15 protein-coding genes and 1 tRNA gene are annotated in these 16408 nt (G+C 68.8%); 2 read left to right on the top strand and 14 right to left on the bottom strand.

Annotated features, from left to right (window positions below; all coding sequences use genetic code 11):
• Positions 1–65: 65 nt before the first annotated feature.
• Entirely contained in the window at positions 66–1463 is a 1398-nt protein-coding gene (locus tag G6N64_RS30295) for a site-specific integrase (RefSeq protein WP_246230719.1), read from the top strand.
• A 114-nt stretch (positions 1464–1577) separates the two neighbouring features.
• On the opposite strand, the gene G6N64_RS19990 is transcribed toward G6N64_RS30295, so the two are convergent.
• Positions 1578–1651 (bottom strand) — tRNA-Pro (locus G6N64_RS19990).
• A 111-nt stretch (positions 1652–1762) separates the two neighbouring features.
• On the opposite strand from G6N64_RS19990, the gene G6N64_RS19985 reads away from it, so the two are divergent.
• Complete coding sequence (locus G6N64_RS19985) at positions 1763–3253, top strand: cryptochrome/photolyase family protein (RefSeq protein ID WP_163799079.1); 1491 nt, start codon at positions 1763–1765, stop codon at positions 3251–3253.
• Here G6N64_RS19985 and G6N64_RS19980 read toward each other — a convergent pair.
• From G6N64_RS19980 to steA, 13 genes are all read right to left on the bottom strand, one after another.
• The gene (locus G6N64_RS19980; protein ID WP_163799077.1) at positions 3250–4032 is read right to left on the bottom strand and encodes a sulfite exporter TauE/SafE family protein; all 783 of its coding nucleotides are present in this window, start codon (positions 4030–4032) and stop codon (positions 3250–3252) included. The genes G6N64_RS19985 and G6N64_RS19980 overlap by 4 nt on opposite strands.
• A gap of 142 nt (positions 4033–4174) precedes the next feature.
• A complete protein-coding gene (locus G6N64_RS19975; RefSeq protein WP_163799075.1) occupies positions 4175–5113 on the bottom strand; it encodes a sulfite exporter TauE/SafE family protein in 939 nt (312 codons plus the stop codon).
• Between the two features lie 257 nt (positions 5114–5370).
• Positions 5371–6777, bottom strand: a complete 1407-nt coding sequence (der, locus tag G6N64_RS19970; RefSeq protein ID WP_163799073.1) for a ribosome biogenesis GTPase Der — start codon at positions 6775–6777, stop codon at positions 5371–5373.
• Positions 6774–7475, bottom strand: a complete 702-nt coding sequence (gene cmk, locus G6N64_RS19965) for a (d)CMP kinase (RefSeq protein WP_163799070.1) — start codon at positions 7473–7475, stop codon at positions 6774–6776. The genes der and cmk overlap by 4 nt, the downstream gene beginning before the upstream one ends.
• Positions 7472–8218: a pseudouridine synthase gene (locus tag G6N64_RS19960; protein WP_163799068.1), complete on the bottom strand. Its 747-nt coding sequence runs from the start codon at positions 8216–8218 to the stop codon at positions 7472–7474. The genes cmk and G6N64_RS19960 overlap by 4 nt, the downstream gene beginning before the upstream one ends.
• Positions 8215–8958, bottom strand: coding sequence for an SMC-Scp complex subunit ScpB (scpB, locus tag G6N64_RS19955; RefSeq protein ID WP_163799065.1), 744 nt, complete (start codon positions 8956–8958; stop codon positions 8215–8217). The genes G6N64_RS19960 and scpB overlap by 4 nt, the downstream gene beginning before the upstream one ends.
• Positions 8955–9788, bottom strand: coding sequence for a segregation/condensation protein A (locus G6N64_RS19950; RefSeq protein ID WP_163799063.1), 834 nt, complete (start codon positions 9786–9788; stop codon positions 8955–8957). Before G6N64_RS19950 ends, scpB begins: the two co-directional genes overlap by 4 nt.
• Positions 9785–10648, bottom strand: a complete 864-nt coding sequence (locus G6N64_RS19945) for a ParA family protein (RefSeq protein WP_163799061.1) — start codon at positions 10646–10648, stop codon at positions 9785–9787. Before G6N64_RS19945 ends, G6N64_RS19950 begins: the two co-directional genes overlap by 4 nt.
• A gap of 138 nt (positions 10649–10786) precedes the next feature.
• A complete protein-coding gene (xerD, locus tag G6N64_RS19940; protein WP_163801960.1) occupies positions 10787–11713 on the bottom strand; it encodes a site-specific tyrosine recombinase XerD in 927 nt (308 codons plus the stop codon).
• A gap of 17 nt (positions 11714–11730) precedes the next feature.
• The gene (locus tag G6N64_RS19935) at positions 11731–12345 is read right to left on the bottom strand and encodes an NUDIX domain-containing protein (RefSeq protein WP_163799059.1); all 615 of its coding nucleotides are present in this window, start codon (positions 12343–12345) and stop codon (positions 11731–11733) included.
• Positions 12338–14077, bottom strand: coding sequence for a CTP synthase (pyrG, locus tag G6N64_RS19930; protein WP_163799056.1), 1740 nt, complete (start codon positions 14075–14077; stop codon positions 12338–12340). The genes G6N64_RS19935 and pyrG overlap by 8 nt, the downstream gene beginning before the upstream one ends.
• Positions 14078–14203: 126 nt before the next feature.
• Positions 14204–15145 (bottom strand): copper transporter, encoded by a 942-nt coding sequence (locus G6N64_RS19925; protein WP_163799054.1) that lies wholly within the window; start codon positions 15143–15145, stop codon positions 14204–14206.
• Positions 15146–15196: 51 nt separating this feature from the next.
• Positions 15197–16381, bottom strand: a complete 1185-nt coding sequence (gene steA, locus G6N64_RS19920; RefSeq protein WP_163799052.1) for a putative cytokinetic ring protein SteA — start codon at positions 16379–16381, stop codon at positions 15197–15199.
• Between the last annotated feature and the right edge of the window lie 27 nt (positions 16382–16408).

The following is a 16408-nucleotide window of genomic DNA, read 5'->3' as shown; positions in this document are numbered from 1 at the left end:
TGCGGCCTTCTGCGTCATTTCGCGTCTGATTGGTTGGATGGCCTCAACGGGAGAAAGAAATTGTGGTGAGCATTCAACCCTCCGTCCCCGAAAATGCCGGTTCCCAAATAGTCAAGCGTGCACGCCGTGCGGAGCCCATCACAAAACGAACGGCGACGAACGGTTCGGTCACCTACGAATTCCGGGCAGACGTGGGCACGAAGCCTGACGGCACTCGGGATCGGAGGCGCTTCACTTACCGAACTCTCGCTGAGGCGAAGCGCGAATACCGCCGCATCACTACAGAAGTCGCCGCAGGCCAATACGCAAAGAAGTCAACTATCACTGTGGCCGAAGCGTGCGACGAATGGTTGGCCGGCCGCCGAGGCATCCGTAGCGTGACGTTGCAGGGCTACACCCATGACCTCGCCGCAGTACGTCGATTCCTGGGCGGCAAGAAGCTGCAGCAGTTGACCAAGGCCGACGGCGACGCGCTGGTCGACTGGATGCTCACACAGGGGCGCAGCTCACGAAAGCGATCCCGTCCGGGCAGTCTCGCGGGACGCGTCGCGGAACAGATCGCGAGACACCCTGAGGGACTCTCCGCAGCAAGCCTCGCGGCTGCCTATCCGGGTGAGGATGTCCATACCTGCTTGGCAGGCTTGCTCCGAGCCAGTCGCATCACCCGGCTGCGCCGAGGCGTCTACGCCACAAAAGCAGCCAGACCAGAGGGGTCGTCTGTGCGCGGGGTCAAACCCGTAACTGTCCGCTCGACACTAACCACCTTCGGAATGGTGGTTCAGTCCTTCGTCGACCAGGGTGCGCTCCCGCGCAACGTCATTGCGCTCGTAGAGCGCCCAGCTGACGAACTCATCGTGGACCAGCCTCAGACCTCGAAATCCTGGACCCCCGCGGAGGTCCAGAAGTTCCGCACCTCGGTTCGCAACGACAGATTGTTCGCCTGCTGGCTCCTGAGTTGTTACGGGCTTCGCCGCTCCGAGGTTCTCGGTATTCGGTGGTCTGCAATTGAAGGCGACACCCTGTCGATCCGCCGCAGTCGTGTCGCTGTCGGAAAGGAGGCCATCGAGGGGCTGCCGAAGTCGCGCCGTAGCGTTCGGGAACTGCCTCTGCCCGCCGAGCTGGCGAGCGCTTTGGAATACCTCAAGAAATGCCAGCAGGACGAAGCCAAAGCCTTCGGAGTTCCGTGGTCGGACGACCGTCTGGTCGCGGTACGCGAGGATGGCTCCCCCGTTCGGCACGAGTGGTACTCCGGCGAATTTCAACGACTACGCGAACGCGCCGGCCTGCGCCGCATCCACCTCAAGGGTCTTCGCAACACCAGCGTGAGCCTGATGCTGGCCGCCGGTTTGCCGGTGCATGTCGTGGCCGCCTGGCACGGCCATGATCCGGCGGTCTCTTTGTCGATTTACTCCAACGCCCAACGCGACGATCTGCGCGCCGCCGGCGCCGCACTCTTCGGATAGTTCCTGACCCACCAAGCTTCGCTCGGGACACTCTTGGCCCACTGACTCAAAATCACAACAAACTGTTGAAACACAAAACCCGCTCTGACCCCCGTCAGAGCGGGTTTTTCACTGTCGGGCTGACAGGATTTGAACCTGCGACCACTTGACCCCCAGTCAAGTGCGCTACCAAGCTGCGCCACAGCCCGCGGCGCTGCCGGGATCGCCGGCAGCGGTCGAAATGCTACCCCACGGTCCGCCGTCTCCCCGAATCGCACGGCGCGTGCGTCACCGGGCCCCACCCGGGGTAATAGGAACGGGTGACGAAGGTTGGCGACGACACCCCGCTCTGGCTGTTCGCCGATCAGCTCGGCACCTCGACGTATGGCGGCGAGCACGCCCACCGCGAGGTGTTGCTGGTCGAGGCACAGTCCGCGTTGCGCAAGCGGCGCTACCACCGCCAGAAGCTCCACCTCGTCCTCTCCGCGCTCCGGCACGCGGACAAGGGCCTCGGTGACCGGGCGACGCTGTTACGGACCGACGACTACACCGACGCGCTCGAACAATTCGGCCGACCCGTTCTGGTCTACCAACCCACGTCGTTCGCCGCCGAGCGCTTCGTCAACAAGCTCAGCGAGCAGGGCCTGGTCGCCGACGTGCTGCCCACCCCGACGTTCGCGCTGCCGCGCAGTGACTTCAAGGAGTGGGCAGGCGAGCGCACCCGCTTCCGCATGGAGGACTTCTACCGCGACCAGCGCCGCCGCTTCGACGTGCTGATGGAGGGCAAGGACCCCGTCGGGAACCGGTGGAACTACGACGAGGAGAACAGGGGTTCACCTCCGAAGAAGCAGAAGACGCTCGGCGTCCCCAAGCCCTATCAGCCGCGCGAGGACGAGATCGACGAACGGGTCCGCGCCGACCTCGACGCGATGGACCTCGACACCGTCGGCGTCGACGGTCCGCGCCTGTTCGCGGTCACGCCCGTCGAGGCCAAGCGCGCACTGGACCGCTTCATCGAACAGCGGCTGCCGCTCTTCGGCCAGTACGAGGACGCGATGATGGGCGACGACTGGGCCATGTCGCACTCCCTGCTGTCGGTGCCGCTGAACCTCGGCGTCCTGCACCCCCTCGACGCCGTGCACGCCGCCGAACGCGCCTACCGCGAGGACGGCGCACCGCTGTCCGCCGTCGAGGGCTTCATCCGGCAGATCCTGGGCTGGCGCGAGTACATGTGGCACCTCTACTGGCACTTCGGCGAGGACTACGTCGACGAGAACCAACTCGGCGTCCACCAGCCGCTGCCGGACTGGTGGACCGACCTCGACGCCGACGCGATCACCGCTGAGTGTCTGCGGCAGGCGATGGCGGGTGTCCGGGACCGCGGCTGGACTCACCACATCCAGCGGCTGATGATCCTGGGCAACCATGCGCTGCAACGGGGATACCAACCGCGGGACCTCACCGAGTGGTTCTCCACCGCCTTCGTCGACGGCTTCCGCTGGGTGATGCCGACCAACGTCGTGGGCATGAGCCAGCACGCCGACGGCGGCAGGCTCGCGACCAAGCCCTACGCGTCGGGCGGCGCGTACATCAACAAGATGAGCGACCACTGCGGTGACTGCCAGTACGACCCGAAGAAGCGCCTCGGCGACGACGCGTGCCCCTTCACCGCCGGCTACTGGCAGTTCGTGCACCGCAACCGGAACCTGCTGGCCGGGAACAACCGCACCCAGCGAGCCGTGTCGTCGATGGACCGGCTCTCCGACCTCGAACCCGTCCTCGAGCAGGAAGCCGAACGCACCCAGTTCTAGATGGTGACCAGCCGGTAGAGCCCGATCAGGCCGACCACCACGATGACCGCGCGCAACGCGTTCGGCGACAGCCGGCGACCGTAGTGGGCGCCGAGGAATCCGCCGATCAGCGAACCGATCGCGATCAGGCCTGCGGCCGGCCAGCTGATCCGGTCGAACGCCACCAGCGTGTAGGCCACCGCCGCAACGACGTTGACGATCAGCGACAGCAGGTTCTTCGCGGCGTTCATCCGCTGCATGTCCTCGGGCAGCAGCGCCCCCATCACCGCGATCAGCAGGATCCCCTGCGCGGCGGTGAAGTAGCCGCCATAGATGCCCACGGCGAAGGTCCCGAACACCAGCGCCGCCATCCGGCCCCGCGAGATGTGCTCCAGCGACCGGCCGGCGCGCTCGGACCGCGCCCGTGCCCACGCCTGGATCCTCGGACCGACGAGCACCAGGATCAGGGCACCGATGAGCAGTACCGGCACGACGGTGATGAACACCTTCTCGGGCAGGTGCAGCAGCAGCCACGCGCCGCCTATCGCGCCGAGGAGGGACCCGGGGATCTGCCACTTCAGCCGGTGCCACTGGCCCCGGAGTTCCCGCCGATATCCCCACGTGCCGGAGACGCCGCCCGCGACCAGACCGACCGCGTTCGACATCGTGGCGGTGACCGGCGGATAGCCCAGCGCCACCAGCGTCGGAAAGGTGATCAGCGTGCCGGATCCGACGACGGCGTTGATCGCACCGGCTCCGACGCCCGCGAGGGCTATGAGGATCATGTCGAGGACGGGCACCGCCCAGACGTTAGCGGGTCACCCTGAGCCCGCCGTCGGCGAGCGTCCTCTCCGCCGCCGAACGTGCGGTGGCGGTGGGGGAACCGGCCGAATCGCCGCCGTACTCGCACGTACGAGAACCGCCCCGGGCACCGCGGACGGCTCAGCGCGCGTCGTCGACGACCTCGGCCGGCTGCTGCACGTCGTCGACGCCCGCCTCGAACTCCTCGGGCACGAACGCCGGTGCCTTGGACAGCCTCCAGGCGAGGTAGACGAACGTCGCCCAGACCACCACGATGGCCCCGTAGATCAGCGTCGACCACGGGCTCTCGACACCGAAGTACTTCACCAGCTTCTGCGAGTTGGTCAGCACGATGACCCCGCCGACGGCCGTGCCGAGCAGCGCCGGGCTGATCCGGCTCACCAACCACGCGGCGAACGGCGCGGCGATGACGCCACCGACCGCGAGGCCCACCACGATCAGCAGGTTGTCGAAGAACTCCTCGCGCAACCCGATCAGGAACCCCAGCGACGCCGAGACCGCCACCAGGAACTCCGAGGCGCTGACCGAGCCGATCACGGTGCGCGGCGCGGTCTTGCCGCTGGACAGCAGCGTGCTGGTGGTCACCGGACCCCAGCCGCCGCCTCCCGACGCGTCGATGAAACCGCCGAAGAGCCCGAGCGGGGCAAGGAACTTGGCGCCGTGCTTGGTCGTGCCGATCTTCACGGCCGGCGGCGTCTTCAACGAGAAGCGCACCAGCACGTACAGGCCGATGGCCAACAGGATCGCGGCCATGACCGGCGCAGCGTCCTCGGTGGACAGCGACGAGAGCACGGTCGCACCCAGGAACGCCCCGATCGCACCGGGCACACCGAGCTTGAGCACGATGTGCCAGTCGATGTTCTTGAACTTCCAGTGCGACAGCCCGGACGCGAAGGTCGTCCCCACCTCGGCGAGGTGGACGGCGGCGCTGGCCTGCGCGGAGGCGACGCCACTGAGGACCAGCAGGGTCGACGCGGTGACGCCGAAGGCCATGCCCAGGGCGCCGTCGACGAGCTGCGCGCCGACGCCGACGAGGGTGAAGATGATGAGCGAACGCATGGGCTCGACGACTTTCGATGGCGAGGCCGCTCGACGGCGGCCCGGAATGGGTGTGGACGCGTATCAGCTACGCGGACGACACCATTCGTCGAAGGCCACCAATCGCCGGGACGGCCAGAACGGCTCCAGCGCGAACGCAGACGACGGCGCGGTGCGGTAGGCGATCTCGGCCACCAGCGCTCCCCCTGTCTCGTGCGTTCCCGCCACTGTAGTCGTGAGCACCGCCGACGTGCACGGTTGGGATCACCGTGCGCGGATCAGCGCTTGGCGCCCCTCTTCTCGCGGACCCGGACGTTGATCCGGATGGGGCTGCCCTCGAACCCGAACGTCTCGCGCAGCTTGCGCTCCAGGAAGCGGCGGTACCCGGCCTCCAGGAAGCCCGACGTGAACAGCACGAACGTCGGCGGACGCGCCGTCGCCTGCGTGGCGAACAGGATTCGGGGCTGCTTGCCGCCGCGGACCGGTGGCGGCGTGGCGGCGACGATCTCCTTGAGGAACGTGTTGAGTCGTCCGGTCGAGATGCGGGCGTCCCAGGACGCGAGCGCGCCCTCGATCGCGGGCACCAGCCGCTGCAGCGCGCGTCCGGTCTTCGCGGAGATGTTGATGCGCTGCGCCCACTGCACCTGGGCGAGTTCTCGGTCGATCTCCTTGTCGAGCGTGTAGCGGCGTTCCTCGTCGACCAGGTCGGCCTTGTTGAACGCCAGCACCAGGGCGCGGCCCGCTTCGATCACCATGGTCAGGATCCGCTGATCCTGTTCGGTCAGCGTCTCCGAGGAGTCGATCAGGACGACGACCACCTCGGCGGCGTCGATCGCGCCGCGGGTACGCACCGAGGCGTAGAACTCGTGCCCACTCGCCTGCCCCACCTTGCGGCGCAGGCCCGCCGTGTCGACGAAGCGCCAGGTCTTGCCGCCCAGTTCGATCAGCGAGTCCACGGGGTCGACGGTGGTTCCCGCGACGTCGTGCACCACGGACCGCTCGTCACCGGCCAGCCGGTTCAGCAGCGAACTCTTCCCGACATTGGGCTTGCCGACCAGCGCGACGCGGCGCGGTCCCCCGCCGGTGGTCGCGACGGCCGAGGCCTCCGGAAGCGCCTCGAGGACCACGTCGAGCAGATCGGCGACGCCGCGCCCGTGCACCGCGCTGACCGAGTGCGGTTGTCCCAGGCCCAGCGACCACAACGCCGCCGCCTCCGACTCGACGCGCTCGGTGTCGACCTTGTTGGCGGCGAGGAACACCGGCTTGCCGGACCGCTGCAGCCGCTTGGCGGCGGCCTCGTCGGCGGACGTCGCCCCGACCACCGCATCGACCACGAGGATGATCGCGTCCGCGGTGCGCATCGCGACCGTCGCCTGCTCGGCGACCAGCGCCTGCAGCCCCTTGGCGTCGGGCTCCCACCCGCCCGTGTCCTGCACGACGAACCGGCGTCCGAGCCAGTTCGCGTCGTAGGAGACGCGGTCCCTCGTGACGCCGGGGATGTCCTGCACCACTGCCTCGCGCCGACCGAGGATCCGGTTCACCAGCGTCGACTTGCCCACGTTGGGCCGGCCGACGACGGCGACCACCGGCGGTGGCGCGAACTCCTCCTCGAGGTCGGCTGCGAACTCGTCGGAGCCCAGCTCCCATTCGGTCTCGTCGACCCAGGTTCCGTCGTCGTCGCTCATCTGTTCCTCACTCCGGCCCCCTGATGGGTGACCCTCTGCTGGACGAGGTCGACGAGGTGGGCGACCACCTCGGACTCCGTCATGTCACTGGAATCGACTACCACGGCGTCGTCGGCCGCGCGCAGCGGCGACGTGGCTCTGGTCGAGTCGAGGTGGTCGCGGCGGCGCACGTCGGCGAGTACCGCGTCGAAGTCGCCGGGCAGACCGTTCGCCACGTTCTGGTCGTCGCGGCGCTTCGCCCGTTCCTCCGCCGAGGCGGTCAGGAAGATCTTGAGGTCGGCGTCGGTCAGCACCACGGTGCCGATGTCGCGGCCCTCGACGACCACGCTGCCGGGACCGTCGGCCAGGGCGCGCTGCAGGCGGACGAGCTTGGTGCGTACGGCGGGGACGGCGGACACCGCCGACACCGCCTTCGTCACGGCGTCGCCGCGGATCTCCGCCGACACGTCGTCACCGGCGAGGTAGGAGCGGCTGTCGTCCGGATCGAATCCGACCGTCGGTTCGACGGCGGCCGCCACCTCGGCCACTGCCTCACCGTCGTCCGGATCGACTCCAGCGCGGAGCACCGCGAGCGTGACGATCCGATACATCGCCCCCGTATCCAGGTAGCGCGCACCCAGCTGGCGAGCCAAACCCCGTGCGACGGAAGACTTTCCGGTACCCGCCGGTCCGTCGATGGCGACGATCGCGTCACTCACATTCCCACCGCCTTGTACAGTTCGCCGATCTCCTTGCTGGTGAGGACCCGGATGCTGCCCGGCCTCTGCTCGCCGAGGGTGACGGAACCGATGTCGGTACGCACGAGTTCCTGCACCGGGAAGCCCACTTCGCCGAGCAGACGACGCACGATGTGCTTGCGGCCCTCGTGCAGTGTCACCCGCACCATCGACTTGCCCGGTGCGGTCCCGACGACCGCGAAGTCGTCGATCACGACGGGACCGTCCTCCAATTCGATTCCGGCGCGCAGTTTCTTGCCCAGACCGCGCGGCACCGCGCCGAGCACCGTCGCCACGTAGGCCTTGGGCACCTCGAAGGAGGGATGCATCAACCGGTGCGCCAGTTCGCCGTCGTTGGTGAGGATCAGCAGACCCTCGGTGTCCGCGTCGAGACGTCCGACGTGGAAGAGCTTCTGACTGCCACGGATCCGGTACTCGACGATGTCGCCGATGCACGGCCGGCCCCGGTCGTCGGACATGGTGGACTGCATGCCCTTCGGCTTGTTGATCGCCAGGTGGACGAGGGTGTCGTCGAACTTGATCCGGACGCCGTCGACTCTGATGAGAGAGTTCTCGGGATCGACGCGGGTGCCGAGTTCGGTGACGATGTGCCCGTCGACCTCGATGCGGCCGTCGAGGATCATCCGCTCGGCGACGCGCCGCGATGCGACGCCGGCCTGCGACAGCACCTTCTGCAGTCGGACGCCTTCTGTTGGCTCGTTCACGGTAGGTCCTTGTCCACGTCGAAGGCGAGCGGTTCGCTGGTGGGCGCACGGACGCCACCCAGCTTCACGAATCGTGGTTCGCTGCTCAGGGTTTGGGTGATGTCGTCGATGACGTCGACGTCGGGTAGCAGTGGAGCGATGTCCGGCAGGTCGGCCAGCGACGACAGACCCAGGCGCTCCAGGAACAGCTCGGTGGTGGCGAACGTCACCGCTCCGCCGTCGGGGTCGACGCCGGCCTCGGTGATGAGGCCGCGCGCCACCAGCGTCCGGATGACGGCGTCGACGTTGACGCCACGCACCGCGCTGACGCGGGCCCGGGTGACGGGTTGGCGGTACGCCACCACGGCCAACGTCTCCAGCGCGGCCCGGGTCAATTTGGATCGCGTGCCGTCGAGCAGGAGCCGCTCGACGTAGGGCGCATAGCGGCTGCGGGTGTACATCCGCCAGCCACCGCCCGCCTCCCGCAGGTCGATGCCGCTGTCGCGGGCCGTCAACTCCTCCGCTATCTGGTGCAGCTTGGCCGTCACCCGCTGGACGGACTGGTCGACGGCGCTCGCCAGCGCGTCGACCGGAACGGGGGCGTCGACCACCAGCAGGAGCGCCTCGAGGGTTGCCCCGAGTTCGTCGTCGGTCAGCTCCGGTGCCACCGGGACGTCCGAGCCGAGGTCGCCGAGATCGAGGACCGCGGAATCCTGGGCCGTCACCTCGTCCTCGCGCTGCTGATCGTCGTCGTCACTCATGAGTCTTCTTCCACCGCGGCCGCGAGGTCGTCGGTGGACGGCCGGTCGCCGGTCCACGAAACCTGCAGGTTTCCCAGCGGTTCAGGTTGTTCGAATGCTACCGCCCGAGCCCGGTACAGCTCGAGTAGCGCCAGGAAGCGGCCCACGATCTCCAGTCCGCCGGTGCAGTCGGCCACCAGTTCGGAGAACGACGCCCACTCCCCCTCGCCGCGCAGTTGAAGCAACGCCAGGAGGCGTTCGGCTTGTTCCGGCACCGACACGCCGGACACGTGCATGTGGTCGAGCGCGACGGTCGGCACCGGGCGCGGGGTGAACGCCGCCGCGGCGATCTGCGCGAAGTCGTCGGCGTCGACGCCGAGCATCACCTCCGGCAGCAGGTCGGCGTAGCGGTCCTCCAGCGACACCGACCTGGGGTAGCTGCGCATGGCCGCGGCTTCGAGTTCGGCGAACATCTCGGCGACGTGCTTGAACGCGCGGTACTGCAGCAGCCGCGCGAAGAGCAGGTCGCGGACCTCCAGCAGCGCGAGGTCCTCCTCGTCGTCGACGTCGCCTGCGGGTAGGAGGCGGGCGGCCTTCAGGTCGAGCAGCGTGGCGGCGATGACCAGGAACGCCGTGGTCTCGTCGAGTTCGAGCTGGCGGCCGATCGTGCGGGTGTAGGCGATGAAGTCGTCGGTCACCTGGTGCAGCGCCACCTCGGTGACGTCCATCCGATGGGCGAAGATCAGCTGGAGCAGCAGGTCGAACGGTCCCTCGAAGTTGGTCAGCCGAACCTGGAACCCCGCCTGCGGCGCTGCCTCCTGCGACGTCTCCCGATCCGTGTCGGTCGTCACGCGCCGAACCGGTCGATGACCTCACGCGCGAGCGACCGGTACGCCAGGGCACCGCCGGACTTCGGGGCCCACGTCGTGATCGGCTCGCCGGCGACGCTGGTCTCCGGGAAGCGCACCGTGCGCGTGATGACGGTGTCGAACACCAGGTCGCCGAACCGCTCGACCACCCGCGCCATGACCTCGCGGGCGTTGACGGTGCGCGGGTCGTAGCGGGTGACCAGGATGCCGCTGATCGACAGCCTCGGGTTCAGGCGGTCGTGCACCTTGTCGACGGTGTCGGTGAGCAGCGCGAGCCCGCGCAGGGAGAAGTACTCGCACTCGGTGGGGATGATGACGCCGTCCGCGCACGCCAGCCCGTTCACCGTCAGCAGACCCAGCGAGGGCTGGCAGTCGATCAGCACGAAGTCGTAGCGGTCCAGCACCGGATGCAGCGCACGGGCCAGGGACTGTTCGCGGCCGACCTCGTTGACCAGCTGGATCTCCGCCGCGGACAGGTCGATGTTGCTCGGCACCAGATCCAGGCCCTTGACCCGGGTCGTGACCAGCACTTCGTCGATCGACACACGGGGCTCGACCAGCAGGTTGTGCACGGTGTGGTCGAGTTCGTAGTGCGGCACGCCGAGGCCCGCCGACAGCGCGCCCTGCGGGTCGAGGTCGACCAGGAGGACCCGGCGGCCGTACTCGGCCAGCGCGGCGCCCAGGTTGATCGTCGACGTCGTCTTGCCGACGCCACCCTTCTGGTTGCACATCGCGACGACCTTCGCCGGTCCGTGCGTGGTCCTGGGTTGCGGTTCGGGGATGGAGCGGGAAGGGCGCCCGGTGAGGCCGGTTCCGTCGGTCGTGCCGGCTTCGTCACTCATGCGCGATCCGCTCCGCTTCTCGCTGGTGTTCTCCTGCGCGGCCCGCGGCTGGTCAGACGACCTCGGGGGATGGCGGACATCCGCAGAAGTCTAATGGCGACGACGCGCCCGGAATGCCAGACCCGCGGGGAACCGCGCCTACCGTGCGCGGGGATGCGCGCCGGCCCACACCTCGCGCAGCGCGCTGACGGTGACCAGCGTGTAGATCTGCGTCGTGGTGACCGACGCGTGGCCGAGCAGTTCCTGGACCACGCGGACGTCGGCCCCCCCTTCGAGCAGATGCGTGGCGAAGGAGTGCCGGAGCGTGTGCGGCGACACCGCCGCGGAGATGCCCGCCCGCTGCGCCGAGTCCTGCAGCACCTGCCAGGCGCTCTGCCGCGACAACCGGCCGCCGCGCGCGTTCAGGAAGATCGCCGGCGTGCCCTTGCCGCGGCGCGCCAGGTCCGGTCGACCCCGGACGAAGTAGGCGTCGAGCGCGCTCACCGCGGGCCTGCCGATCGGCACGAGCCGCTGCTTGCCTCCCTTGCCCCGCAGCAGCACCGACCGGGAGTGCACGTCCACGTCGTCCACGTCGAGGCCCACGGCCTCCGAGATCCTCGCGCCGGTCGAGTACAGCACCTCGAGCAGCGCACGGTTGCGCAGGGCGAGCGGACCGTCGGCCTCGCCGTCACCACCCGCTCCGTCGAGCAGCGCGAGTACCTCGTCGACGGTCAGGCTCTTGGGGAGGCGTCGCCCAGGCGTGGGCGGCTTGACGGCGCGGGCGACGTCGACGTCGGTGAGTCCCTCGGCCGCCGCGAACCTGTGCAGTCCGCGCACGGCGATCAGCGCACGGGCCGCCGACACCGCCGACAGGGGGGACGCGCCGGCGTCCGGATCGCCCGTGCGCAGCGCGACGAGGAAGTCGCTGACGTCGGTCTCGGAGATGTCGCGCAGGTCGCGGATGCCACGCGAACACAGGTGGGCGGCGTAGCGCCGCAGATCGCGCCGGTAGGAGCTCAGCGTGTTGGCCGCCACGCCACGCTCGATGGTGAGGTGGTCGAGGTAACCCTGCAGCTGGTCGTCCAGAACGGGCGCGACGGCCGTCACGACCGGCGGGCCCGGAACGCCGTCGAGCGGTCGGGCCACGGCGCGTCGACGCCGCGCAGCGCCGTGACGTCGGTGGCGACCGAGGCCGCCAGGATGCCCGCCACGGCGAGCGAGTTGATGATCTCCCCCGCCAGCACCATGTCGACCGCCTCGGCCAGCGGGATCCGCGTGATCGTCAGGTCCGCTTCCTCGTCGTGGGCCTCGGGACGGCCCACCTCGGAGAGGCCGGTCGCCAGGTACAGCCGTACGCTCTCGTCGCTGAACCCCGGCGCCGAGACGACGTCGGACAGGACGTGCCAGGTGTCGGCCGCCAGTCCCGCCTCCTCCTGGAGTTCGCGGGCCGCGGTGAGGTGCGGCGGTTCGTCGCCCATGTCGAGCAGGCCCGCCGGGAGTTCCCACAACCGCCGGCCGACGGCGTGCCGGTACTGCAGCACCATCACCACGTTGCGGTCGTCGTCGAGTGCGACGATGCCGACGGCCCCGAAGTGCTCGACGATCTCCCGCCGGGCGGTGCCGCCACCGGGCATCCGCACCTCGTCGGCGCGCAACGCGAAGATCTTCCCGACGTACAGCGTCTCGCTGGCGACGGTCTCGAAGTCGTGGTCAGCCACGGGTCGCGTGCTCCTCGACGCGCTCGGCGCCGTTGGACCGCTGCTCGTCGAACTCCATCGGAAGCCGTTCGGCCGCCTTGTAGTCGAGCGCGGCCCCTACGAACGCCGAGAACAGGGGGTGCGGCCGGGTGGGTCGACTCTTGAGCTCGGGGTGCGCCTGGGTGCCGACGACGAACGGGTGGACCTCGGCGTCGTACTCGACGAACTCGACGAGGTGCCCGTCCGGCGAGGTACCCGAGAAGCGCAGACCGCTCTCGGCGATTCGGTCCCGGTAGGCGTTGTTGACCTCGTAGCGGTGCCGGTGCCTCTCGGAGACGTCGGTGGACTGGTAGGCCCTCGCGACGATGGAGTCGGGCTCGAGCACCGCGGGGTAGGCGCCGAGGCGCATGGTGCCGCCCAGGTCGGCCTCACCGGCGACGATGTGTTCCTGATCGGCCATCGTCGCGATGACGGGGTCGGGTGTGTCCGGGTCGAACTCCGCCGAACTGGCCCCCGACAGACCCACCGAACGGGCCGCCTCGATCACGATGCACTGCAGGCCCAGACACAGCCCGAGTACGGGCACGCCCTGCCGTCGCGCGAAGGAGATCGCACCGATCTTGCCCTCGATGCCGCGGATGCCGAAGCCCCCAGGGATCAGCACGCCGTGCACGTCGTTCAGCGCGGCGGCCGCGCTGACGTCGGTCTCGCAGTCGTCGGACGCCACCCAGTGGATCTCCACCTTGGCGTGGTGCCAGAAGCCGCCCGCCCGCAGCGCCTCCGCCACCGACAGGTAGGCGTCCGACAGATCGATGTACTTGCCCACCAGCGCGATTCGCACGGTCTCGTTCGGCTCGTGCACCCGCTGCAGCAGGTCGTTCCATTGCGTCCAGTCGACGTCGCGGAACGGCAGGTTCAGCCGGCGCACGACGTAGGCGTCCAGCTCCTCGCGGTGCAGCACCTTCGGGATGTCGTAGATCGACGGCGCGTCCGGCGTGGAGATGACGCCGTCGACGTCGACGTCGCACATCAGGGCGATCTTGTTCTTGAGCGGTTCGGGGACGTCGCGGTCACAGCGCAGGATGAGCGCATCGGGCGAGATGCCGATGCTGCGCAACGCAGCCACCGAGTGCTGGGTGGGTTTGGTCTTCAGTTCGCCCGACGGCGCGAGGTAGGGCACCAGCGACACGTGCAGGAAGAAGCAGTTGTCGCGACCGACCTCGTGGCGGACCTGGCGCGCGGCCTCGAGGAACGGCAGGGACTCGATGTCGCCGACGGTGCCGCCGATCTCGGTGATCACGACGTCGGGACGGTTGCCCTCGTCGTCGGGCTCGGACATCCACAGGATGCGGCGCTTGATCTCGTCGGTGATGTGCGGGATGACCTGCACCGTGTCGCCGAGGTACTCGCCGCGACGTTCCTTGGCGATGACCGTCGAATACACCTGCCCGGTGGTCACATTCGCCGACCCCGACAGGTTCCGGTCGAGGAAGCGCTCGTAGTGGCCGACGTCGAGGTCGGTCTCCGCACCGTCCTCGGTGACGAACACCTCACCGTGCTGGAACGGGTTCATCGTTCCTGGGTCGACGTTGAGGTACGGGTCGAGCTTCTGCATCGTCACCTGCAGACCGCGCGCGGTCAGCAGCTGGCCGAGGCTGCTGGCGGTGAGCCCCTTGCCGAGTGACGATGCGACTCCACCACTGACGAAGAGGTGCTTGGTCGCGGTGTGTGGGTGCTTGCGTAGCGCTGGCAAGGCCTACCTCCGTGGCAACTGGGCAGGTCTTGGTTTCTACGCTGGAAGTCCAGCTCGGGGCCTGCCGACCCACGGAATCTCACCCTAACACCGACGCCGACAGCGCGCGGCTGACGCGCCGGTTCGCTACTGGGCGACCGTGACCGCGGTGGCGCCCTGACCGGTCCCGTACTGCCCCGTCGCGCCGCCCCCCGAGAGATCCCCAAGCGCCAGGACCGCGGTCAGGCGACCGGCCTGGGCGTCGACGTCGTCCACGGTGGCGACCTGACTGCTCAACGCGGGGTCGGAGCGGACCACGGCCACGGCCGACGTGCCCGTCGCCGATCCGCTGCGGCCGGCGACGACGGTCCCGGTGCCGTGCGGCGCCATCGCGGCCGCCAGCCTGGCGACGGTGGCGCCCTGGTTCCCGGCGTCGTCGGCGAGGCCCGCACCGGTAACGATCAGAGCGGTGTCGGCAGCGCCGATCCGCTGATCGCCGTAGGTGAGGAAACCGGTGTCGCGCAGGGTCGCGAGGACCGTGTCGCGCTGGGCGTCGTCCACGGCGGCGCCGGCGGGGCCCTTGCCGCGCAGCAGCGAGATCCCCAGGAGGTCGCCCGCCTGGGAACCCTGGTCGACGAGCGTGGTGCTGAGCTGTCGGCCCGCGGGGACGATCGGCGAGTTCACCACCGACAGCAGCTTCTCCGCCGAGTTGGCGTCGACGAACTCCTGTGTCAGCGCGACGGTGCCCGTCACCGTCCCACCCGATACGCCGACGTAGCGGGTCAGCGCGTCGACGTCGTCGTCGGCGGCATCGGGCGTGCGGAACACGACGACGGACTTGTCCTTGAACGCGTCACGCAGGATCCGCGGCGACATCTGCGCATCGAACTCCCCTGCCGCACCGAGTCTCTCGTTGAGCCCGTTCTTCTCGTCGGTCAGATCGTTGATCTCGTTCTGCATCTCGTGCTTGTCGTCGCGCAGACCGGACAGCAACGTGTTCGAGAGCAGACCGGAACCGAGCATCACGCCGATGGCCAACGCCAGGAACACCGCCGCGAGCGAGATCGCATGCGAACGTAGGGATATCACCGGGCAACTCCTGGTTTGGTCTCGTCGCGCGGGCGGCTCATCGGGGCACTGCTAGGTCACGAAGCCCTGGACCCAGAGCGAGAACTGATCCCAGTAGACCGAGACCCACTGCAGCACGGCCGCGTCCGCGCGCGACACCCACAGCGCGACGATGACGGCGGTCAGCATCGCGAGCACCAGCAGCGCGATGGCGCCACCGGAGATGCGGCTGCGGTACAGGGTGGCGACGGCCTTCGCATCGACCAACTTCTCGCCCACCTTCAACCGGGTGAGGAACGTCGACGGATTGCTGTGCTGCCGTGTGCGATCGAAGAACTCCTCGATGCTGGCGCTGTGCCCCGCGGTCACGATGAGCGACGCGCCGTGGTGGTCGCACAGCAGCAGGGCGAGGTCCGCCGCGGAACCGGCCGCCGGGAAGGTCATGGCACCCACGCCGAGGTCCTGGATGCGTTCGAGCCCCTTCGCGTGTCCGTCGGCGTCCGCCGGCAGCACGACCTGGGCACCCGAGCGAAGCACCTCGACGCTCATGACGTCCGGGTCTCCGACGATGAGTGCGGGCCGGTAGCCGGCCTTGCGCAGCACGTCGGCGCCGATGCCGACGCCGACGAGGACCGGCTGATATTCCTTGATGAAGGGCTTGAGCGCCTTGAGATCGTCGGCGGCGCAGGCGCCCTCGGCAACCACGACGACGTGCCTGCGGCTGACGTCGACGTCGATGTCCGGGATGCCCATGCCGTCGATGAGCAGGGGGCTCTCACTGCGGATGAACTCGATGGTGTTGCCCGCGAAGGCCTCGAGGTGCGCCACCAGGCCGGTCTTCGCCTCGACCATCAGGTCGTGGATCTCCAGGTCGGTGCGTTCGTGACCGAGCGCAAGGCGACGGTCACCGGAGTAGACGCCGCCGTTGTGCAGCCGGACGCGCGCGCCGTCCTTGATCTTCTTAAAGACCTCGGGGCCGGTCTCGTCGATCAGCGTGACGCCGTTGGCGACCAGGACCTCGGGGCCGAGGTTGGGGTAGCGCCCCGAGATCGACGGGGAGGCGTTCACCACGGCGGCCACCTGGGCCTCGACGAGGGCGTCGGCGGTGATGCGGTCGAGGTCGAGGGCGTCCATCACCACGATGTCGCCGGGACCGACGCGACGCAGGAGACGGTCGATGTCGCGGTCGACGCGGGCGGTACCTGTGACACCGGGGCGCGTGCCGGTGTTGCGGGAGAGCAGCGCTGACATCTTCATGCGGCGATTCTGTCGGCCAACCCTCAA

It is taken from the genome of Mycolicibacterium sediminis (genome assembly GCF_010731735.1).
Classification (GTDB): Bacteria; Actinomycetota; Actinomycetes; order Mycobacteriales; family Mycobacteriaceae; genus Mycobacterium; species Mycobacterium sediminis.
The sequence above is the reverse complement of the archived record's forward strand: the minus strand, read 5'-3'. Positions and strand labels throughout refer to the sequence as shown.

Excerpts from the sequence above, each read along its gene's own strand:
- G6N64_RS19975 (WP_163799075.1), bottom strand. The coding sequence starts at position 5,113 with ATGCGTTCGCTCATCATCTTCACCCTCGTCGGCGTCGGCGCGCAGCTC.
- der (WP_163799073.1), bottom strand. The coding sequence starts at position 6,777 with ATGAGCGACGACGACGGAACCTGGGTCGACGAGACCGAATGGGAGCTG.
- scpB (WP_163799065.1), bottom strand. The coding sequence starts at position 8,958 with ATGAGTGACGACGACGATCAGCAGCGCGAGGACGAGGTGACGGCCCAG.
- G6N64_RS19945 (WP_163799061.1), bottom strand. The coding sequence starts at position 10,648 with ATGAGTGACGAAGCCGGCACGACCGACGGAACCGGCCTCACCGGGCGC.
- steA (WP_163799052.1), bottom strand. The coding sequence starts at position 16,381 with ATGAAGATGTCAGCGCTGCTCTCCCGCAACACCGGCACGCGCCCCGGT.